Raw genomic sequence first — 20,413 nt, 5'->3', positions numbered from 1 at the left:
GGCATCCCACCGGAACCGGACCACCCAATGATCTACACCAAGGTCATCGGCCGCCGACCGGCGCGAGTACCCCACTCGTCATTCACACCAGACCCGCGACCTGCGATTTCACGATGCACACCGCTCAATGGCGCGTAGAGGGTGAGCAACAGGTGCCCGGAATCAGGCCTCGGGTCACTGTGAGACCGAGCCCGCCCAGCCGCCGGATGTCTACGCCTGGTCAACCAACGAATCCTGCCATCGTCAGCTGAACCTGTTGTTGGCGAGGGTTCCCGGGCCGGCTGGCAGGACGGCAGCGCGCAGGCGTCTCGATGTACTGCCGGCGGACCCGGACGTACCGCCACGACAAAGCCGCCAGCTGGTGTGAGCCCGTGGCGTCACCCCCGGGGGTGCCCCGCACGGCCTCCGGTCTCGGCATGTGCCATTGGGTCGTGAATCGAACGCCATGGCTGCCCGGCTTTCCGCCGCCGCGTTTCCACCTGGGTGCGCGTCAGCGGTTTTCGACCAGCGGCTCGCCCCTCGCCCAGAAGCAGCGGGCGCTGACAACGGGACCGAACCACCGTGGGCATCGGTACGTAAGTTCACATGGCAAGGCAGAAATGAACCAAGGCGGAGGGCCACATGACATGCCGATCGCGGCACTGATCGACGTCGCACAGTACCCGCTGGATTTGCTGGGAATCCTCGCCTTCTCCCTGTCGGGCGCCATCCTCGCTGTGCGCAAGGACTTCGACATCTTCGGCACAAGCCTGTTGGCCGCGGCGTCGGGCCTGGGGGGCGGGCTGTTCCGCGACCTCGTCCTGGGCGTGCCTCCCATCGCCTTCACCGATCTGGGATTCTGGCTCACCCCCCTGGTCACTGCGGTGGCGGTGTTCTTCTGGAAGGGCGTGCAGCGCAACGAAAAGGCGTGCGCCATTTCGGATGCAGCCGCGTTGGGGCTGTTCAGTGTCACCGGCACCATGAAGGCGCTCTCTCACGGCTTCGACGTCGCGTCATCCGCAACTCTGGGCATCGGTACGGCGGTCGGCGGCGGAATTCTGGCCGGCCCTGGCCAGCAGCCCGGGGTGACGGTACGTCACCCCGGTGACGAGCAGGCCGAGTCGGGTCGTCGAGGTGTGGGCCGCGAGATGGCCGAGGGTGGTGTAGCCCTCCAGCATGGGATCCGTCGCGGTGAGGCCGTACGCCTCCATCTGGAAGTAGTGGTCCATGACGGAGAGCCGGCTGATGCCGGCCTCCTCCGCGGCCGCGCCCGCCGCGGCCAGCTCGGGTCCGAGGGCGGTCGGGCCGTCGGGGTGGTCGAAGCGGGTGATGTGTACGCCCAGTCGCATGAGTGCTCCGGTTCAGTCGGCGTGGTAGCGGAGTCCGTCGAGGAGCAGATCGAGCATGCGGCCCGCGCGGTCGCGCAACCCCTTGTCGGTGGTGATCAGCAGGATGCCGCCGAGGCTGAAGCCGACGTCGAGAGGGTCGACGTCGGAGCGCAGGACACCCGCCTGGGCCCCGGCCTTCAGCAGCGTGCTGATGGCCGTGCTGATCCGGTCCAGGCTCTCGGCGAACGGGTCCGAGTCACCGGAGGCGATGACGGCCTTCAACGCGTCCGCCATGCCCTGCTTGGTGGCCAGATAGTCGATGAACCGGTCCATCCACACCCGCATCGCCTGGTCGGGCGGGTACTGAGCCAGCAGTTCCTCGGCGCTGTCGCAGACCCGCGCGACCTCGTTGCGGTAGGCGGCCTCGATCAGTGCCTCCCGGGTGGGGAAGTGCCGGTACAGCGTGCCGATGCCCACACCGGCCTCTTTGGCGATGGCCTCGAGCGACGCGTCCGTGCCCCGCTCGGAGAAGGCGCGTACGGCGACGTCGAGCAGGCGTTGCCGGTTGCGCCGCGCGTCGGCACGCAGTCCGCGTGTGTTGCCGGTCACAGCATTCCTTCCTCCTGGACAATCGGAGGCTCCTCCGCTTAATGTTCAAGCAAAGCGGAGGAGCCTCCGATTTTTGATCGTAGCAAACCGGGAGCACGTGCCGACATGACCACGAACACACGCATCACCACCCCCTTCCACGCCGGATCCACCGCCGCCGAGGTGATCGCGGGCGTGGATCTCACCGGCCGCCGGGCCGTCGTCACCGGAGCCACCTCCGGCATCGGCGTGGAGACCGCCCGGGCGCTCGCGGGGGCCGGATCGGAGGTCGTCCTCGCCGTGCGGAACGCGGCCGCCGGCCGGCGTACCGCGGAGGACATCAAGGCCACCACCGGCTCCGAAGGCGTGACGGTCGCCTCCCTGGATCTGACCGATCGGGCGTCCATGGAGGCGTTCGTGACCGCGTGGGAAGGGCCGCTGCACATCCTCGTCAACAACGCGGGCGTGATGGCGACTCCAGAGACCCGGACGCCACAGGGCTGGGAGCTGCAGTTCGCCACCAATCACCTGGGGCACTTCGCCCTCGCCACCGGGCTGCACGGCGCTCTCGCGGCGGCCGGCGGTGCGCGCGTGGTGTCGGTGAGCTCCAGCGGACACCTCTTCTCACCCGTCGTCTTCGACGACCTCCACTTCACCGAGCGGCCGTACGACCCGTGGCTCGCCTACGGGCAGTCCAAGACGGCCAACGTGCTGTTCGCGGTCGAGGCCGGCCGACGCTGGTCCGACGACGGGATCGCGGTCAACGCGCTGATGCCCGGCGGGATCCGGACCAACCTGATGCGTCATATCGGGGACGCCGAGATGGCGCAGTTCGGGGCCCACCTCCAGGCCCTGATCGGCGAGGGAACGCAGCCGCCCGAGCTGTCCCTCAAGACGGTGGAGCAGGGGGCCGCGACCTCGGTGCTGCTGGCCGCGTCGACCGTGGTCGACGGCGTCACCGGCCGGTACTTCGAGGACTGCGACGAGGCCGAACCGCACCGGCCCGGCACCAACACCGGGGTCGCCGCGCACGCCGTGGACCCGGAGGCGGCCGCGCTCCTGTGGCAGGTCTCCGAGTTGCTCCTGGCCTGACCTCCCATTCCATCAACTCCCTTTTCCCACTGGAAGGTTCTCGTGTCCCAGACCTGGTTCGTCACCGGCTCGTCCCGCGGCTTCGGCCGCTGCGGGGCCGATCAAGAAGGTAAGGGGGAAGCGGGGACCTGACACGAATGCGGTCAGCTCACTGGATCGACTCGGTCGCCGGTCCAGCCCCGGTGACGGTCCCACCGGCCTCTGCGGCCGGGGAAGGCGCACTGCTCGTACGAAGTCCGAGGACGGCACAAGGCTGAGCAGTGACAGTGCCGCTATGTAGCCGGCGATCGGCGGCCTCGGCCTCGTCGGCATGACGGAACGCGTCACCGCCCTGGGCGGCACCCTGCACGCCGGGCCCCGGGTCGGCCACGGCTGGGAGGTCCGCGCGGTCGTAGTCGCGTGCCAGCGGCTCGCTGCCCACGGCCTGGCCCGGTCCAGGGCTCAGCCCGGATGCTGTGGCTCCTCGCTGAGGCCGCCGGGTTCGGCCGCCGTACGGGGGTGGTCCGGGGTTCGCTCCGGGATGGTCGTGGTGTCGGGGTGGGGGACGGTCGCGGGGGTGTCGGGAGGTCCGGGCTGCCGGAGCTTCTTGCGGAGGCTGAGGAGGGGTACGGCGACCGCGAAGACGACGACGAAGGCGAGCAGCGTGGCGGAGACGGGGCGGCCCAGGAAGCCGGTCACGTCGCCGTCGAACATCCGCATCGAGCGCCGGAAGTCTGTCTCCAGCAGGTTGCCGAGCACGAAGGCGAGGACGAGCGGGCCGGGCGGCAAACCGACCTTCTTCATCAGGTAGCCGACGACGCCGAGCACGACCACGGCGAGCATGTCGAACATGCTGGACCGGATCGTGTAGACGCCGATCATGGTGATGAGCACGGTCAGCGGCGCCAGGATGCTGGCCCGGACGCGCAGCACGCGGACGAACAGCCCGATCAGCGGCATGCTGAGGATGATCAGGAACAGGTTCCCGATGTACATGGAGTCGATGACGCCCCAGAACACCTCGGGATGTTCGTCGATCATCTGCGGGCCCGGGGTCACGCCCGCCAGCAGCAGGGCGCCGAACATGACGGCCATGGTCGCGTTGGCCGGGATGCCGAGAGTGAGCAGTGGGATGAACGAGGAGGTGGCGGCGGTGTTGTTGGCCGCCTCCGGGCCCGCGACCCCCTCGATCGCGCCCTTGCCGAACCGCTCGGGTGTCCTGGAGGAGCGCTTCTCGACCGTGTACGCGACCATCGAGGCCATCGTGGCGCCGCCGCCGGGAAGGATGCCGAGGAAGAAGCCCACCACTGTCCCCCGGGCGATCGCCCACCTCGACTGCAGGAACTCCGCCCGGCTGGGCCGGGCCCGGCCGACGCGGGGCTTCGGCGCGGCGCCTTGGCGAAGGCCTTCGAGGCTGTGCAGGATCTCGCCGATGCCGAACAGGCCCATGGCGAGGATGACGAAGTCGAGCCCGTCGGCGAGTTGGTCGCTGCCGAACGTGTAGCGAGCGCTGCCCAGGAGCGGGTCGCGGCCCACAGTGGCGAGCAGCAACCCGATGCTGCCCGCAAGGAGGCTGCGGCGCAGGGACCCGGTACTCAGGGTGGAGATCATCAGGATGCCGAGCAGCGCGAGCGCGGCGTACTCCGGCGGGCCGAAGGCCAGAGCCCAGCCCGCCACCAACGGGGCCGCCACGGTCAGTCCGACGATGCCTACGGTGCCGCCGATGAAGGAGCCGATCGCGGCGATGCCGAGCGCGGATCCGGCCCGGCCCGTGCGGGCCATCTCGTAGCCGTCGATGGCGGTCACCACCGTCGAGGCCTCTCCGGGCAGGCGGAGCAGCACCGAGGTGACCGTGCCGCCGTACTGGGCGCCGTAGAAGATGCCGGCGAGCAGGATGATCGCCGAGGCCGGTTCGAGGGTGTACGTGACCGGCAGCAGGATGGCGATGGTGGCGGCCGGGCCGAGGCCGGGCAGCACGCCGACCAGCATGCCGAGGGTCACCCCGATCAGGCAGTACAGCAGGTTCTGCGGCTCGAAGACCACTCCGAAGCCGTCCAGAGCGGGAGCGAGGAAGTCCATCGGGTTCTCACAGGTGTTGAGGGATCAGAACGCGACGAGATGAGGCAGAGAGACGCCCAGCGCGACGATGAAGAGCAGATACGACGCCGCACACGCGGCCAGCGCCACGGCCAGGCTGAGCCGCCAGCTGTCCCTGCCGAAGCCGCGCATCCACAGCACCAGCAGAAGCACCGTCATGACCTCGAAGCCCACCCGCTCGATGAGCAGGGTGTACGCGACCAGCGACAGGGCACCCAGGACCGCCACGGCGGTTTGCCTGCCGAACGGCTCCTGCTCGGTGTCCGCGCCCGGATTGAGGAGCAGCGAGGCGGACAGCGTCACCATGGCGAGGCTCACGATCAGGGGCCACAGCCCGGGGCCGGGATCGGCGGGCGAACCCAGCCCCATCGATACGGCCGCCAGGGCGGCGAGGGCGCCGATGCCGAGCGGCACCAGCGCCCCCAGCCGTGCCTGGGTCCTCATGCCTCAGCCCTCGCTCTTCAGGTCCAGACCGAACTCGTCGATGAGCTCGCCGTAGCGCTTCTTGGCGGTTTCGACCTGCTGGACGACAGCGTCCGGCGAGGCCTCCCAGCGGCCGATGTAGTTGTTCTCCAGGAACTTGCCGTACTCCGGGTCCTTGAAGGCCTTCTTCAGCGCCTCTCGCAGCTCGGAGACGACGTTGTCCGGCAGTCCTGCCGGGCCGGCGACCCAGCGGCGCTGGTCCACGACGACGTCGTGGCCGGACTCGACAGCGGTGGGCACGTCGGGCAGGAAGTCGATGCGCTCCTTGGCGAAAACCGCCAGTGGACGCAGCTTTTCGGACTTGAGATGGGGAGCGGCCTCGGCCACGTGGACGGCGCCGACGTCCACCTGGCTTCCGAGCAGCGCGGTCACAGTGGGCGCGCCGCCGTCGAACGGGATGCCGCCGGCTTTGACGCCGGCGTCGCCGAAGAGGAGCGCCTGGGCCAGCTCGCTTCCGGTGCCGGCGCCTGTGGTGCCGTACTTGACCGACTTCTTCGCGAGCAGGTCGTCGAGGGTCTCGGTGTCCGACTTCGCCGGGACGACGAGGACGTAGTCCTCCACGGTCAGCCCGGAGATGACGTGCATGTCGGACATCTTGATGGGGTCATCGTCGACGACGGTGTGCGGACCGATCGACATGAGCGACTGGAAGAGCATGACCAGGCTGTAGCCGTCGGGCTCGCGGCCGAGGACCTCCTTGCCGCCCACGGCGCCGTTGGCGCCGGGCTTGTTCTCCACCACAACGGACTGTCCCAGGGGGTCCTCCATCGCCTTGGCTGCGGCGCGCGATATCAGGTCGGTGCTCCCGCCCGGGTCGTTAGGCGCGGTCCACTCCACGGTCTTGGTCGGATAGTTCTCGGCGGCTTCTCCGCTTCCCCCGCCGCCCTGGACCCCTCCGCAAGAGGTCAGGGTGAGAAGCGCAGCGGCGCAGACAGCCGCGCCGGCGAGGTGCCGGCCCTGGCGCAGTCGGGCCTGGAACATCATTGTTCTCCTTCATGGGTGGGGTTCTGGCCAGCCGGGGTCACCACCGCGGGAGCGGTGGCTGCGCCCAGTCGGGGTGCTCGCGCCGCATGGCCGCGACGTCGTCGCGGTCGTGGCACTGCGGCGTCCGGTTGAACCGTTCGTGCAGGCGGGCTGGTCGTGCAGGCGGGCTGGCACCAGGGCGTGGACGGCGGCGATTTCCTCGTCGGGGTGGTCGCGGCTGCCGTAGGTCTCACCGATGCCGACGCCGCTGCCGGACGTCTCTGTCTCGACGATGCTGCCGGGTGTGTACGGCTGATACGCACCAAGGAAGTTGAACAGCGGCGGGTCACTGATGAGGACGGGGGTGACGGTCACCTTGACGATGCGAGGCGCGCTGCTGAGCACGACGGTCCCTCACTTCCTCACCTGTCCGTTGCGAGCGCCAGGCCGGTGTGCAGGAGGGCCTCGAGCTGCCCCAGGTGGTCAGGGGCCGGTTCCGTCAGGGGCGCGCGGACCGGGCCGACCGGGGCTCCGCGGAGCCGGGCCGCCGCCTTGACCAGGGACACCGCATAGCCCGTGCCCTGGTCGCGCAGTTCGACGAGGGGCAGGTAGAACTCCCTCAGCAGGTGTTCCATTCTTGGGTGGTCTCCGGCCCGGTGCGCCGCGTAGAAGGCACCCGCGATCTCGGGTGCGAAGGAGTGGACCGCCGAGGAGTAGGCGGGGATGCCGATGCTCGCGTACGCCCGTACCTGCATCTCGGCGGTGGCCACGCCGTTGAAGAACAGCCAGTCGCCGGGCGCCACCAGCCGCAGCCGCTGCATCTGGTCGAGGTCGCCGTGCCCGTCCTTGAGGCCGACGACGCCGTCCACCGTGGCCAGTTCCCTGGCCGCGGCTGTGCTCAGCTTGACCTGCCCGCGCTGGTAGACGATCAGGGGAAGGGGCGAGCCGCTCGCCACCGCGCGGACATGGTCCACGTATCCGCACTGCGGGGCGGAGATCAGGTAGTGCGGCATGAGCAGCCCGGCGTCCGCGCCGGCCCCCTCCGCGAGCCGGGCGAACTGCAGCCCGAGCGACCAGCCGTACCCGACGCCGGCCACCACCGGGACCTGTCCCGCCACGACCTCGACGGCGGTGCGTACGACGGCGTGGTACTCCTCTGCGGACAGTGAGAAGAACTCACCGGTTCCGCAGGCGACGAAGACGGCACCCGGGCCGGCGGCTAGCTGCGCGGCCAGGTGGGTGCGGAAGCCGTCGAGGTCGAGGCCGCCTTCGGCGTCGAAGGATGTCAGCGGGAAGGACAGGACACCCTGCGCCATCCCTTTGCGCAGCCGATCCGCCGTCTCGCGGTCACGCTCGATATCCCGAGTCGTCTCCATGCGCACCTGTCTTCATATGTAGACAGCCGTCTCGTGATGGAGAGCATGGCTACATGGCTGATAACCGTCAAGCATCGGTGCAAGAATTCTTCGAGTGCGTTCGGAAGGGGTGGCGATGAGTGAGCCTGAGGCGGTCAGCGGCGTACGGGGTGTGAAGTCGGCAGCCCGTACGGTCGACTTGCTTGAGCTCCTGGCCGCGCGGCAGAACCGGCCCGCCCGGCTGCGAGAACTCAGCGAGGCCCTCGGCGCCCCGCGCAGCAGCGTCTACGCTCTGCTGCGGACCCTGACGGAACGCGGCTGGGTCCGCACCGATCCCTCCGGCACGCTCTACAGCGTCGGCATCCGCGCCCTCCTCGCGGGGACGACCTACCTGGACGCGGACCCTTATCTGCGCATCGTCCAGCCGCTGATCAACGATCTGAGCGCCAAGCTCGACGAGACCATCCACTACGGGCGACTGGACCGCACGGACATCGTCTATCTGGCGACGCACGAATCCAGCCAGTACCTCCGCCCCTTCAGCCGGGTCGGCCGCCGGCTCCCGGCCTTCAGCACGGCGCTGGGCAAGGCGCTGCTCGCCGAGCGGCTGGACACCGACCTGGCCGACCATGTTCCCGACACGCTGAAGCCCCTCACACCGAACACCCACGCCGACCACGACGCTCTGATCAAGGACCTGCGGGCCACCGCCGAGCGCGGATACGCCATCGACAACGAGGAGAACTTCGTCGGCGTCGTCTGCTACGGATTCTCACTCCGGTTCACCACGCCCCCGATCGACGCGATCAGCTGCTCGATCCCCATCGACCGGCTCAACCCCGCGAGAACCGAGGAACTCATCGAGGCCATGCGGCTCACCCGGCTGTCGATCGAGCGGATGGCGCCGATCGAGCACACGATGCCGTAGGGCGTTCGCCCGACGCGACAGCCACGAGTCGCCCCCATCGACATCGCCGTCACCCCCAGCTCGAAACGTGGCCGCTTCGATCCATCCGGACCGCCTCTGACCAGCAGGATCGCCCCTCTGGATGACCATCGGGAGGGTGATCATTCGAGAGCGGCGCGGCGCCTGACGTCATGGTGGAGTCGCTCCAGCGGCACGGGGCGTTCCGCCGGGCCGCCCTGCGCAACAACCAGGTGCGCGACCCGCGTCCCCTGCTCGCCCTGTTCGTCAACGGCGAGCCCCTGACCCGCGACCACGGCTACCCGGCGCGGATCATCGTCCCCGCGGCGCCCGGCGTGCTCAACACCAAGTGGGTGGCACGGATGACGTTTGGAGAACTGTGATGCGCCGGCTTGTGGTGCGCCCGCGTGTGGGCAGCCCGTTTCAACTCCTGCTTCTCGCCTGTTCGTTCGCGCTGGCAGGGTAGCGGCCGCCCGATTGATGCCCAGCCTCTGATGGTTGCTGTCCGCGAAGACCGCCATCGTGCGGTCGGCGACGCCAGCAGCTCCACAGCGTGCTGGTGCGCGAGGCAGTGGGTGAAGTCGTCGTGGCGTACAAGGCGCGGATCACATGCGATCCCGGGGCTTCTTCCAGCGCCGAGCTGAGGATGCCGAAGCGGCGCAGCTCCTCGTGCGGGCGGGGGTCAGTTCGGGCACGGTTCAGTTCTTACGTGTCCATGACGCGCGACGTGAACAGCTGCCAAGCGCCGACCACTCAGATGAGGCTGCGGCATCCGGGCTGCGAGTGATACGCGTCGCCACCGGGCCAGGAACCACGTTGTCAGATCGGGAGTTCTCATGCGAGCAGATCACAGGCGCGGCCGGAGTCGCCGCAACGCCATCTTGGCGGTCACGGCGCTGCTGGCAGGGGGCGGTGGCCTCGTAGCCGTGAACTACGCCGCCAACGCGTCCGACGTCACCGCCACCGCTCCTACGACGCGGTCAGCCCAGACGATCAGCTGTCCGGATGTGAAGGGCAAGCTGCCGGCCGTCCCCCAGCAGGCACAGGCCGAGGTGGACCGGAACCTGCAGTTGCTGGACCGCCAGAGCGCGGAGGCCAACCAGCGCCTGGTCGACACCCGTGGGCAAGGGGGTCCCAACTTTGCACAGAACGCGATCCTCGGCCCTCTGACAGACAAAAGGAAGGCGACCATCGACCGGATCGCCATCGCCATCGGGCGGTCGGCCGCCAGGCCCACAGGACTGGACGCTCTCGCCGCCTGCAACCTCGGCCTCGATACACCCGGGACCCAGACATCCGGGGCCGGGGCCGCGAGCCAGAGCCCCGGCGGCGCCCAGGGCGAGGGAGGCGACTCCGGACAGCAAGGAGACGGCTCCGGTGCCGCAGGCCAGAGCAACGACGGGCCCACCGCGGCCGACTTCGTGGACATCACCAAGGTGGCCGCGAACGTGCGCAAGGTCAGCAGGCAGGCCGACGCCTCGACCGGAGCCTTCACCTCCCGATGCGGAGCCAACAAGGAGGGACAGCACAACTCGGATAACGACATCGTGGCTCCCGGTGTCAGCAACGGCGCCCACCACGTCCACGACTACGTGGGCAACCGGAAGGTGGACTTCACCTCGACCAACGAGTCCCTGAGCGCCCAGGGCACCTCCTGCACCAACGGCGACCAGTCCGCGTACTACTGGCCCGTCCTGCGGGACATCACCCGTCAGGGGCCCGACGCCAACGCCCTCGGCGGCGGCGCGGAGGGCAACAAGGGAGCCATCCTGGTGCCCAACACCGTCACGATCACCTACAAGGGCAGCCCCACCGGCAAGGTCATGGCGATGCCACGCTTCCTGCGGATCATCACCGGTGACGCCAAGGCGTTCACCAACGGGACCAAGAACGCCAACGCGCACTGGAGCTGCACCGGCTTCGAGAACAAGGTCCAGCTCACCGACAAGTACCCGATCTGCCCCACCGGCAGCAAGGTGGTGCGCAGCTTCGCCTTCCAGAGCTGCTGGGACGGCAGGAACATCGACAGCACCGACCACCGCAGCCACGTCGCCTTCGCCGACGCAGGCGGCAACTGCGCCAGCGGCTTCAAGGCCATCCCGCAGCTGACGATGAGGCTCACCTACAGGACCCCTGCGGCACCGAACTTCGCCGTCGACGGCTTCCAGGGACAGCAGCACAACGCCATCACCGACCACAACGACTTCATCAACGTGATGACCGACCGGCTCATGAAGCAGGCAGTCTCCTGCATCAACTCAGGGCGCCGCTGCGGCTGACCCGACCGACCGGGCGGCCACTCCCCCGGCCCCAGGGCCTCAAGCTTGGCCGGAGACGCCATCCGTCCACATGGCTCATGAAGGTCCTCTGCTCCGGCCTCGCCGCAAGATCGGCGAGGCCGGTGTCGCGTCGGAGGGGAATCACCCCGGCGGACGGTCTCCAGCGTTCCACGTCACCACGCAAGATCTTACGAAGCCCTTACACAACCGTCTCACGTGACGTAACGCGCCTACGATCACAGCGTGTTGACCATCCGAAACATCACCCTCGTCACTGTCGCGCCCCTTGTGCTGGCTGCGGCGGGCGCCGCGCACCCGCATGGTCTGTCCAAGGCGACGGCCACGGACTGGACACAGTTGCACATCGCGCTGCTGCCGGTCTTCCCACTGCTTACGCTCGGCCTCCTCGTCCCTCTGTGGCACCGCCCCCGACCAGATCTCGCGGGCTTCGCCACGGTGGTGGCCTGGGCGAGTGCGTTCACGTACGCGGCCTTCTATACCGGTCTCGACGCGGTGGCCGGTATCGCGGCGGGAACCGCGGTCGAGCACGCTGCCGGGACAGCGGACATAGGGCCGATCAAGTACCCGCTCTACGACACGGGTGAGTCGCTCGGGGAGGTCGGTGCCTACGCCCTCATCGTCGCTGTCGTGGCCACGGCGGTCGCGCTCTTCCCGAACCACGGCGTGCGCGTTGTTCCCGGCACGGTGGTTCTCCTGGTGGCCGGCTGGTCCTTCACTGACAGCCACATCTTCTGGCCCCGCGGCGTATGGACCATGCTCGGTTTCGCACTGGGCTTCGCTCTGCTCGCCGCCGGGACCAGAAGGAGCGAATCCGTTCCGCGCCACGCCTGAGCGGGACGGGACTTCCTTTCCCGCCCAGCCGCCTCTTCCTGCTGAGTTGCCCGGCAGGTCCGCTCGGGTACGGTCGCTACCGCCTCCGAGCGAAAGAGAAGCTCATATGAGGTTCCTCGGCGAGGGTGCCGGCCTTCCCGGCCGCCCCGCCCGATCGGGGTGCGCGGCTTGCGTGAATCGTTCGATCAAAACGTGCCAACGGCCGACGCAGCCCACCGGGCGGGTCCGGCGTTCGGAGACGGACCCGCGAGGAGTTGTATGTGATCCCGTGTTTTGTGGGGTGTGACCATGGCGCGGCGGAAGCCGTGGGAGGTCAGTGACGAGTTGTGGGCGGTGATCGAGCCGCTGTTGCCGAAGCATGAACGGCGCTTTCGGCATCCGGGGCGCAAGCGGATCGATGACCGCAAGACGCTGCAGGGGGTGCTGTTCGTCCTGTACACCGGCATCCAGTGGGAGTACCTGCCGCAGGAGTTGGGGTTCGGTTCCGGTCCTACCTGCTGGCGGCGGCTGGCCGAGTGGCAGGAGGCCGGGGTGTGGGAGGAGCTTCAGCGGGTGCTGCTGGACCGGTTGCGGGCGGCGGACCGCCTGGACTTCTCCCGCGCCACCGTGGATGCCTCGCATGTGCAGGCCAAGCGGGGGCGAAGCAGCCCAAAAGTGGGTCCGAGTCCGGTTGACCGTGCGCGGCCGGGCTCGAAGCATCACGTGCTGACCGAGGCGCACGGCATTCCGTTGCGGGTGTCATTGACGGGTGGACACCGTAACGATGTCACTCAGCTCCTGCCGCTGGTCGACGGCCTGCCGCCGGTGCGGGGCAAGCGCGGACGGCCTCGACGCAAGCCTGCGGTGTTGTATGCCGACCGCGGCTACGACCACGACGTCTACCGTCGACGGCTGCGCGAGCGCGGCATCGTTCCGAAGATCGCCCGCCGTGGTCAGCCCCATGGTTCGGGCCTGGGCAAGGTCAGGTGGGTCGCCGAGTCCGCCATCGCCTGGCTCCACGGCCCCCGTCGGCTACGGACCCGCTGGGAAACCCGAGACGACATGCACGACGCCCCACCAACGGCGGCAACAACGGGAACGGACGACAGTGGCCGTAGGGTGGCTGCCTACGGTTTCCATCCCGGGCCTCAACGGCGGCTTCGTCGTGCTGGAGACGGCGGAACACCGCCAGTTCGGTCTGACGGCGAACGGGTGGACGGGGTCGTCGGGCTCAACACCGTCAAGGCGCTCCACAAGAAGATGGGTCGGGTGTCGGACGGCATCTGGGGGATACCACGCACCATCTGCAACAGACGCTGAAGGCCGGCACGTTCTCAGTACGGCGGGGCCTCGGCCGGTGTCCGGCCGGGGCCCTGTTGCCTTAGGTCGGACAGGGCCGACTGGAACGCGGCGAAGGCCTCATTCGTCGGGTTCAGGGCCTCGCCGACCACACGGCGCAGTTGCTCGGCCAGGACGGTGTCCGGCAGATCGTCCAGGAGTTCCATGGGCAGCTCCGCGACATCCACCAGAACCGAGACGAACTCGGAACCGCTCGCGTCCTTCTGCACGTACGGTGCCCTTCTCTGCCGTGCGTGCCCGTGCACGCGTGATCCCCGGGTGCCGCCCGGTCATCGGCGGCGGGCCGAGCCTATAGGATTCCGCGGCCCCGGGACGGCCGAGTTTGCCGGACGATGTCTGAGCCCCGAACGGCATGGGTATGAAGGCGCCGCGTACGTATTCCAGGCGTGGGGACGTCCCGGCGGGTGCACGTCGACGGCGGCCGGATACGGGGTGGTGGGGGTGCTCTTGGAGCAGGAGTTCTATTTCTTTCTCAGCTATGCCCGGCGGGACGACCGTCAAGACGCCTTTGTGGAACAGTTCTACGCGGATCTGCTGGCCGAACTCCAGGGCAAGGGGGCAGCCTGCGAGGGCCAGCTGTCCTTTCGCGACTCGGCGCGGATCCGACTCGGCGCGGACTGGGAGAAGGCGATCGGCGACGCGGTCGGGAGCTGCCGTTCCCTGGTGGCACTGTGTTCGCCGGGCTATGTGAACAGCGCCTACTGCGGCAAGGAATGGGCGGTCTTCCAGGACCGACTGCGGCGGTACCGCATCGAGACCGACGCCGACGCGCCCGCGCTGATACCGGTGCGGTGGCTTCCGATACGCGGCGCGCTGCCCCCTGAGATGAGCCGGTACCAGTACACCGAGCGGGGGATGGACCCGAAGATGCGGGAGGAGTACGCGGAGCGGGGACTGATGCACATCATGCGCACCGACCCGGCAGGTCCGACCTATCGGGCGGTGGTGTCGACGGTCGCCGACGCGGTGCGGCGGGCAGCCGAGCGCTACGGGCTGCCCACGGTCAGACCCGATCTGAAGACCGTACGCAGCGCCTTCCAGGGATACGAGGTGGGCGAACCCCTCGATCGCACCACGGGGCGCGTCCGGGTGTTCGTCGCGGCCGGGACCGCCGCCGCGCCGCCCGCGGGCCGCCGGGACCACCAGTACTACGGGCGTTCCCCCTACGACTGGACGCCGTACCATCCGCCCGTCCACCCGACCGCGGCGCTGCGCGCCCAGCAGGTGATCGGCGACTCGCGGTGCATCACACACTTCGACGAGGTCGGCCACGACCTCGTCAGCAAGCTCGACGAAGGGGTACGCAACCGCGAGACCAGCGTGCTTCTGGTCGACGCGTGGGCGGCGCGCGGGGAGCCGTACCGGGCCGCACTCGCCGCCTTCGACAGGCAGAACCACCCGGTCACGGGTGTGCTCGTGCCGTGCCACGACACGGACGAGGAATCTCACGCCGACACTCTGTGGCACGACCTCAGCCAGGTCTTCCAGCGCAACTGGATGCGCCGCAACGACGCCTGGGACCCGCTCTTCAGGGTCCAGGTCGACGAGCGGCACTTCGACGACCAGTTGGCGGTGATGGTCGTCGTGGCACAGAACCGGCTGGCGGAGACGGCCGAACCCGTTCTGTTGCCCGCGGGGCCGGCCGCGCCGCCGTTGCCGAGTCTGGGCGTACCGGCGCAGCCTCCGACGGGCCGCGACGGACCGGCCGACCCGCCCGGCAGTCCCCCCAGCGAAAGATCGGACGATGACGGCTGAGACCGGGATACAACACGAGGGCAAGATCGTCACCTTCTACTCGTACAAGGGTGGAACGGGACGGACCATGGCGCTGGTCAACGTCGGCTGGATCCTGGCCAGCAAGGGGCTGCGGGTGCTGCTGGTCGACTGGGACCTCGAAGCTCCGGGAATGCACCGCTACCTCCGGCCGCTCCTCGTCGTCGACTCCGAACTGCGGTCCACGGACGGCCTGATCAACATGGTGCAGGCCTACGTCGGGCGGGTCATGGGCTCGGGCCGTCCGGAGCAGCCGCCCGGCGAGCCGGGCGCGGCGCCCGCCGTGATGGGCGAGGAGGAGTTGCGTGCCTGTGCCGACCTGGGTCCCTACACCACCGGTCTCAGGCTGAGCCTGCCGCCCGGAGGACGGCTCGACTTCCTTCCGGCCGGACGCCAGTCCGCCGCCTACTCGGCCGCCGTCACCAGCTTCAACTGGCACGCCTTCTACGAGCGTCTGGGCGGCGGTTCCTTCCTCCAGGTGCTGCGCCGGCGGATGGTGGAGGCGTACGACTACGTGCTCATCGACAGCCGCACCGGGGTCAGCGACATCTCCGGGATCTGCACCATCCTGCTGCCCGACATCGTGGTGGACGGCTTCGTTCTGAACCACCAGAGCATCGAGGGCGGTATCGCGGCCGCGAACTCGGTGGCCGCCTCCGCACCGCGCCCGATCCGTGTCCTGCCGGTGCCCATGCGGGTCGAGGACGCCGAGCAGGAACTGCTGGACCAGGGGCGCGACTCCGCACGCGCCGGCTTCGCGCCGTTCCTGTCCTGGCTGGGAGAGGAACACCACGCCCGGTACTGGGGCGAGGTGGAGATCCCTTACAAGCCGTACTACGCCTACGCGGAGATACCGGCGACCGTGAAGGACCGGTTACTCCAGAAGGGCTCGCTGCTGACCGCGTTCGAACGGCTCACAGCGTGGATCACCGACGAAGAGGTGCGGGCCCTGGAACCGCAACCGGCAGAGGAACGCAAGCAGTTGGTGGCGGAGTACCTCCGCGATCCGCGTGCCGTGCCGCCCCGGCTGTACATCAGTTACGCGCCGATCGACCGCATGTGGGCCGAATGGGCCTCCGCACATCTGGAGACGGCCGGCTACCAGGTGTCCCTGCACAGCGCCGCCGAACCCGTGACCGGTGCGCCGCCGGAGGCGACGTCCGTACTGGAGCGGCGTGGACGACTGCTCGCCCTGCTGTCCCCCGAGTACATGGTGCAGCCACGGGCCCTGAACATCGTGACCCGACTGGGCGGCGTCGAGGCGGGTGGCGGGCCGGCCCTGCTGCTGGTGCGCGTGCGGGAGACGGAGGCCGCCTCGGACGGGCCCTTCGGCGACTGGTTCAGCCTCGACCTCACCCGCAGATCGCCCGACGAGGCCGCCTTACACCTGTTGCAGTCCGTCGGTTCACCTTCGGGTCGGCGGCCGGCGGCCGGTGATACTCCGGCCCTGGGCACGGCTACGCCCCCCTACCCCGGCGACTCGCCGGCCGTGCAGCGCGTCCCGTCGCGCAACGTCTCCTTCACCGGCCGGGGGGCACTCCTGGACCGGCTCCGCGACGGTTTCACCACGGGGCCCACCGCCAGGCCCCAGGTGCTCTACGGGCTGGGCGGGATGGGCAAGACGCAGGTCGCCCAGGAGTACGCGCACCGCTTCAAGTCCGCCTACGACGCGGTCTGGTGGGTGACCGCGGCGCAGCCCGGCCTGATCCGTTCGGCACTCGCCGAGCTGGCCCCCGACCTGGGCCTGGAGCGGGGCCAGGACGTGTCCGGTACGGCCGACGCGGTGCTGCGGGCGCTGCGGCGCGGAGAGCCGTACGGCCGCTGGCTGCTGGTCTACGACAATGCCGGGCGCCCGGAGGAGCTGGCGGAGCTCATTCCCGCCGGGCCGCCCGGCGGGCATGTGCTGCTGACGTCACGTGACCGGGCCTGGGTGAACAACGCGGGCCTGGTCGAGGTAGAGGTGTTCCAGCGCCACGAGAGCGTGGATCTGTTGCGCCGGCTCAACCCCGGCCTGGCGGAGGGTGACGCCGAGAAGGTCGCCGAGGAACTGGGCGACCTGCCGCTGGCCGTGGGCCAGGCCGCCGTCTGGCTGAGCGAGAGCAGCATGCCGGTGGCGACCTACCTCAGCCTGCTCGGCGAGCGGCTCACCGAGGTCCTGCGCGACACACGGCTGCCCGACCGGGACTATCCGCAGTCGGCCGTGGCAACCTGGCGCCTCGCGCTGGACGAACTGCGCCAGGTGAACCTGGCGGCGGCCGAGATGCTGGAGATCTGCTCCTTCTTCGGCGCCGATCCCATCCCCCTGCGCCTGCTGTACAGCAGGGCCGTCACCCAGGCGCTGACGCTCCAGGAGGGCGAGCCGCGCGACGAGATGGCCATCGCACAGGTGGTGCGTGCCATCAACAGGTTCGGGCTGGCCAAGAGCGACCAGGGCAGCGAGACACTCACCGTCCACCGGCTGGTGCAGGCGGTCATTCGCGACCAGGTGCCCCAACCGCGCAAGGCGAGGCTGCGCGGCGTGGTGCACGCGGCCCTGGCCGACGCCAAGCCGGGTGACCCGGACGAGACGTCCGGCTGGAACCGCTACGACCAACTGCTGCCGCACCTGGCGCCGTCCCGTGCCGTCAGGAACCCCGATGCCCAGGTGCGGGCGTGGATCACCGATTCGGTCCGCTACCTGTGGAAGCGGAGTCTGCACGGCGCCGCGCACGATCTGGCCCAGGACACGCTGGAGCGCTGGGAGGCCCTGGGTATCGGCCACGCGGACGACGCCCAGGACGCCCAGACGCTCATCCTGCGCATCCAGTTCGGCAACGTCCTGCGCTCCCTGGGCCGGCTGCGGGAGGCGTACGAGTCCGATCTCGACACGTACGAGCGGCTGCGTCGCAGCAAGGGGGACGAGTACGCCCACACGCTGGCCGCGGCCGGCAACGTGGCCGCCGACCTGCGTGAGCTGGGCCGTTACCTGGAGGCGCGGGAGCTGGACCGGCAGACGCTGCGGGCGGCGCAGCGCACGCTGGGCGACGACCACAAGCGCACCCTGATGTATCTCAACAACCTGGCCCTGTCCGAGTATCTGGCAGGGGACCGCCGCGCGGCCCTGAAACTGCACCGCCGCGCCTGGCAGCAGCAGAGCGGAACCCACGGTGCGAACAGTCTCAACGCGCTGTCCTCGGCCAGCAACTACGCCCGTGACCTGCGGGAGACCGGGCGGCTGCGGGAAGCCCTGGAGTTGCTGGAGAGCACGGTGCCGCGCTACCAGGAGACGCTCGGCGAGAGCCACATCGAAACCCTGCGCGTGCGCAAGAACCTGGCGGTGGCACTGCGCAGGAACGGAGAGTACGAGCGGGCCAGGGAGATCGACGAGGACATTCGCAGCCGATACGTGGCGGACCAGGGCCCGGACCACCAGGACACCCTTGCCGCCGCCTCCAACCTGGCCAGTGACCTGGCGGCGCTCGGCGAACCGGCTCAGGCCCTGGAACTCGCCGAGCGCGTGATGAACCGCTACCGCGACTACCTGGGCGAGATGCATCCGGTCACGCTGGCCTGCGCCAACAACGTGTCGGTCTATCTGCGTCTCGTGGGCCGCACGGACGAGGCCCACGAGCTGGTGGACCGGGCGCTGGAGGGGCTCCGCGAGGTCCTGGGGGAGACTCATCTCTACACGCTCGCCTGCACGATCAACCACGCCAACGACCTCGTCGTGGCCGGCGGCCTGGAACGCGCCGTGGCGCAGGAGCGGTTCGTGCTCGATCAGCTGACCGAGGTGCTGGGCCCGAAGCACTACGACACCATCGGCGTCACCTCCAACCTCTCGCTCAGCCTCCGTGCCGCGGGCCGGACCGAGGAGGCCAACCGGCTGGTCGAGGAGGCGCTGCAGAACGCCGTGAGAACCCTCGGGGAGGGCCATCCCACCACCAAGGCGGTGCGGTCGGGGCAGCGGCTCGACTCCGACATCGAGCCGCCGACCACCTGACCGCCCGGCCCCGTCCGCCGTTCCCCTCAGGGCATTTGGCGGACAGCGGCGGGTTGTACGATGCCGCTTCACCACCGTCGCACCCGAGCGATCGAGGCCCATGCACGCCAGCCGGTCCACGCCTTACGAGCCGTGCGGTCCGCGAGAGCGGCCGCCTCACGCGACGCTGCCCTTCCGCCAGTTTCTGCTGAAGATCCACAGTCGCTGTGATCTGGCCTGCGCCTACTGCTACATGTACGAGGCCGCCGACCAGAGCTGGCGCGAGCGACCGCGCCGTATGGAGCTGGAGACCGTCCGTCGCACGGCCCGGCTGATCGCCGAACACGCCCGGCGGCACGAGCTGGCGACGGTGCACGTCGTGCTGCACGGCGGTGAACCACTCCTGGTCGGCGCGGAGCATCTGGACGCCACGCTGCGTGTGCTCGCCGACTGCCTGGCACCGGTCGCCGAACTGCGTGTGACCTTGCAGACCAACGGGGTACGGCTGGCCGAGGACCCGGCCCTGCTGCCCGTGCTCGACCGGTACGGGGTCCGGCTCGGCATCAGTCTGGACGGGCCGGCAGCCGTCCACGACCGCCATCGGCGGCGGCCGGACGGGCGCGGCAGTCACGCCGCTGTCGCGCGTTCGCTGCGGCTGCTCACGAAAGGACCGTACCGGCGGCTGTTCGCGGGGCTGTTGTGCGTGGTGGACACGGACGCCGATCCCGTGGACACGTACGAAGCCCTGCTCGCGTTCGCCCCGCCCCGGCTCGATCTGCTGCTGCCGCACGGTACCTGGGGCACTCCGCCACCCGGCCTGGAGGACCGCACCTCTCCCCCGGCCGCGCCACCGGTCCTGGCCGCGCCGGCCCGGTCCGTCCCGTACGGCGGCTGGCTGCGCGCCGTCTTCGACCGCTGGTACGACGCTCCCCGCCGGGAGACCGGCATCCGGCTCTTCGAGGAGATCATGGCGCTCCTGCTGGGTGGCACCTCACGCAGCGAGGCCGTCGGGCTGACCCCGGTCGACCTGGTCGTCGTCGAGACCGACGGGGCGATCGACCAGGCGGACTCGCTCAAGGTCTCCTATCCGGGAGCCCCGGCGACCGGGCTCGACGTGTTCCACAACACCTTCGCCGACGCCGCCGCACACCCTGCCTTCCAGGCCCGTCAGCGAGGGCTGGCCGGGCTCGGTCCGGTGTGCCGTTCCTGCCCGCGCGCCCGCGTCTGCGGAGGGGGTCTGTACGCCCACCGGTACGACCCCTCGGCCGGTCCCGTCTTCTCGGCACCGTCGGTCTACTGCGCCGATCTCGCGCTGCTCGTGGACCACATCGCCGGTCGGCTGCGGCGGGACGTCGCCGAACTGGTCGCGGCACGGCGGGAAACGGTCCGGTGAACGGCGGGGCGAGAGCGGGCACGGGACATGA

14 protein-coding genes and 4 pseudogenes are annotated in these 20,413 nt (G+C 69.5%); 10 read left to right on the top strand and 8 right to left on the bottom strand.

Annotation, left to right across the window (positions count from 1 at the left end):
* Positions 1–311: 311 nt before the first annotated feature.
* Positions 312–980: pseudogene (locus ACTWQR_RS19035) on the top strand (trimeric intracellular cation channel family protein); the annotation flags it as partial.
* Positions 981–1,046: 66 nt separating this feature from the next.
* On the opposite strand, the pseudogene ACTWQR_RS19030 reads toward ACTWQR_RS19035, so the two are convergent.
* Together ACTWQR_RS19030 and ACTWQR_RS19025 are read right to left on the bottom strand one after the other, a co-directional pair.
* A pseudogene (locus ACTWQR_RS19030) lies at positions 1,047–1,328 on the bottom strand (LLM class flavin-dependent oxidoreductase); the annotation flags it as partial.
* Positions 1,329–1,340: 12 nt separating this feature from the next.
* The gene (locus ACTWQR_RS19025; RefSeq protein WP_443228283.1) at positions 1,341–1,916 is read right to left on the bottom strand and encodes a TetR/AcrR family transcriptional regulator; all 576 of its coding nucleotides are present in this window, start codon (positions 1,914–1,916) and stop codon (positions 1,341–1,343) included.
* Between the two features lie 105 nt (positions 1,917–2,021).
* On the opposite strand from ACTWQR_RS19025, the gene ACTWQR_RS19020 reads away from it, so the two are divergent.
* Positions 2,022–2,987 carry an SDR family NAD(P)-dependent oxidoreductase gene (locus ACTWQR_RS19020; protein WP_443228282.1) on the top strand — a complete coding sequence of 322 codons (966 nt, stop codon included), beginning with the start codon at positions 2,022–2,024 and terminating at the stop codon, positions 2,985–2,987.
* A gap of 441 nt (positions 2,988–3,428) precedes the next feature.
* Here the strand turns inward: ACTWQR_RS19020 and ACTWQR_RS19015 are convergent, their stop codons facing one another.
* The 5 genes from ACTWQR_RS19015 to ACTWQR_RS18995 are packed head-to-tail and all read right to left on the bottom strand — an operon-like array spanning position 3,429 to position 7,885.
* Complete coding sequence (locus tag ACTWQR_RS19015) at positions 3,429–5,045, bottom strand: tripartite tricarboxylate transporter permease (RefSeq protein ID WP_443228281.1); 1,617 nt, start codon at positions 5,043–5,045, stop codon at positions 3,429–3,431.
* Positions 5,046–5,069: 24 nt separating this feature from the next.
* Positions 5,070–5,507, bottom strand: coding sequence for a tripartite tricarboxylate transporter TctB family protein (locus ACTWQR_RS19010; protein WP_443228280.1), 438 nt, complete (start codon positions 5,505–5,507; stop codon positions 5,070–5,072).
* Positions 5,508–5,510: 3 nt separating this feature from the next.
* A complete protein-coding gene (locus ACTWQR_RS19005) occupies positions 5,511–6,530 on the bottom strand; it encodes a Bug family tripartite tricarboxylate transporter substrate binding protein (RefSeq protein WP_443228279.1) in 1,020 nt (339 codons plus the stop codon).
* 9 nt (positions 6,531–6,539) lie between these two features.
* On the bottom strand, positions 6,540–6,914 hold the full coding sequence (locus tag ACTWQR_RS19000; RefSeq protein ID WP_443228278.1) for a hypothetical protein: 375 nt from the start codon (positions 6,912–6,914) through the stop codon (positions 6,540–6,542).
* Between the two features lie 17 nt (positions 6,915–6,931).
* Positions 6,932–7,885, bottom strand: a complete 954-nt coding sequence (locus ACTWQR_RS18995) for a 5-dehydro-4-deoxyglucarate dehydratase (protein ID WP_443228277.1) — start codon at positions 7,883–7,885, stop codon at positions 6,932–6,934.
* 115 nt (positions 7,886–8,000) lie between these two features.
* Here ACTWQR_RS18995 and ACTWQR_RS18990 point away from each other — a divergent pair, with 115 nt between their 5' ends.
* From ACTWQR_RS18990 to ACTWQR_RS18970, 5 genes and pseudogenes are all read left to right on the top strand, one after another.
* Positions 8,001–8,792, top strand: a complete 792-nt coding sequence (locus ACTWQR_RS18990) for an IclR family transcriptional regulator (RefSeq protein WP_443228276.1) — start codon at positions 8,001–8,003, stop codon at positions 8,790–8,792.
* 152 nt (positions 8,793–8,944) lie between these two features.
* Positions 8,945–9,172 (top strand): annotated as a pseudogene (locus tag ACTWQR_RS18985) (molybdopterin-dependent oxidoreductase); the annotation flags it as partial.
* A gap of 453 nt (positions 9,173–9,625) precedes the next feature.
* Positions 9,626–11,068 (top strand): DUF1996 domain-containing protein, encoded by a 1,443-nt coding sequence (locus ACTWQR_RS18980; RefSeq protein WP_443228275.1) that lies wholly within the window; start codon positions 9,626–9,628, stop codon positions 11,066–11,068.
* A 243-nt stretch (positions 11,069–11,311) separates the two neighbouring features.
* Entirely contained in the window at positions 11,312–11,920 is a 609-nt protein-coding gene (locus ACTWQR_RS18975) for a hypothetical protein (RefSeq protein WP_443228274.1), read from the top strand.
* Positions 11,921–12,208: 288 nt separating this feature from the next.
* Positions 12,209–12,973, top strand: a pseudogene (locus ACTWQR_RS18970) (IS5 family transposase); the annotation flags it as partial.
* 260 nt (positions 12,974–13,233) lie between these two features.
* Here the strand turns inward: ACTWQR_RS18970 and fxsA are convergent.
* Positions 13,234–13,467 carry an FxSxx-COOH cyclophane-containing RiPP peptide gene (gene fxsA, locus ACTWQR_RS18965; RefSeq protein WP_443228273.1) on the bottom strand — a complete coding sequence of 78 codons (234 nt, stop codon included), beginning with the start codon at positions 13,465–13,467 and terminating at the stop codon, positions 13,234–13,236.
* A 232-nt stretch (positions 13,468–13,699) separates the two neighbouring features.
* Between fxsA and fsxC the strand changes: the two genes are divergently transcribed.
* From fsxC to ACTWQR_RS18950, 3 genes are all read left to right on the top strand, one after another.
* Positions 13,700–15,013 (top strand): FxsC protein, encoded by a 1,314-nt coding sequence (gene fsxC, locus ACTWQR_RS18960; protein ID WP_443228272.1) that lies wholly within the window; start codon positions 13,700–13,702, stop codon positions 15,011–15,013.
* Positions 15,003–19,010, top strand: a complete 4,008-nt coding sequence (gene fxsT, locus ACTWQR_RS18955; protein ID WP_443228271.1) for an FxSxx-COOH system tetratricopeptide repeat protein — start codon at positions 15,003–15,005, stop codon at positions 19,008–19,010. Before fsxC ends, fxsT begins: the two co-directional genes overlap by 11 nt.
* Before the next feature lie 100 nt (positions 19,011–19,110).
* Positions 19,111–20,382, top strand: coding sequence for an FxsB family cyclophane-forming radical SAM/SPASM peptide maturase (locus tag ACTWQR_RS18950; protein ID WP_443228270.1), 1,272 nt, complete (start codon positions 19,111–19,113; stop codon positions 20,380–20,382).
* Positions 20,383–20,413: the final 31 nt, after the last annotated feature.

It is taken from the genome of Streptomyces sp. 2A115 (assembly GCF_052245575.1).
Lineage (GTDB): Bacteria > Actinomycetota > Actinomycetes > Streptomycetales > Streptomycetaceae > Streptomyces.
This window is presented reverse-complemented; position numbering and strand designations above follow the sequence as displayed.

Coding starts and splice junctions, on each gene's coding strand:
- ACTWQR_RS19020 (WP_443228282.1), top strand. CDS start 2,022: ATGACCACGAACACACGCATCACCACCCCCTTCCACGCCGGATCCACC.
- ACTWQR_RS19015 (WP_443228281.1), bottom strand. CDS start 5,045: ATGGACTTCCTCGCTCCCGCTCTGGACGGCTTCGGAGTGGTCTTCGAG.
- ACTWQR_RS19010 (WP_443228280.1), bottom strand. CDS start 5,507: ATGAGGACCCAGGCACGGCTGGGGGCGCTGGTGCCGCTCGGCATCGGC.
- ACTWQR_RS19005 (WP_443228279.1), bottom strand. CDS start 6,530: ATGATGTTCCAGGCCCGACTGCGCCAGGGCCGGCACCTCGCCGGCGCG.
- ACTWQR_RS18995 (WP_443228277.1), bottom strand. CDS start 7,885: ATGGAGACGACTCGGGATATCGAGCGTGACCGCGAGACGGCGGATCGG.
- ACTWQR_RS18990 (WP_443228276.1), top strand. CDS start 8,001: ATGAGTGAGCCTGAGGCGGTCAGCGGCGTACGGGGTGTGAAGTCGGCA.
- ACTWQR_RS18980 (WP_443228275.1), top strand. CDS start 9,626: ATGCGAGCAGATCACAGGCGCGGCCGGAGTCGCCGCAACGCCATCTTG.
- fxsT (WP_443228271.1), top strand. CDS start 15,003: ATGACGGCTGAGACCGGGATACAACACGAGGGCAAGATCGTCACCTTC.
- ACTWQR_RS18950 (WP_443228270.1), top strand. CDS start 19,111: ATGCACGCCAGCCGGTCCACGCCTTACGAGCCGTGCGGTCCGCGAGAG.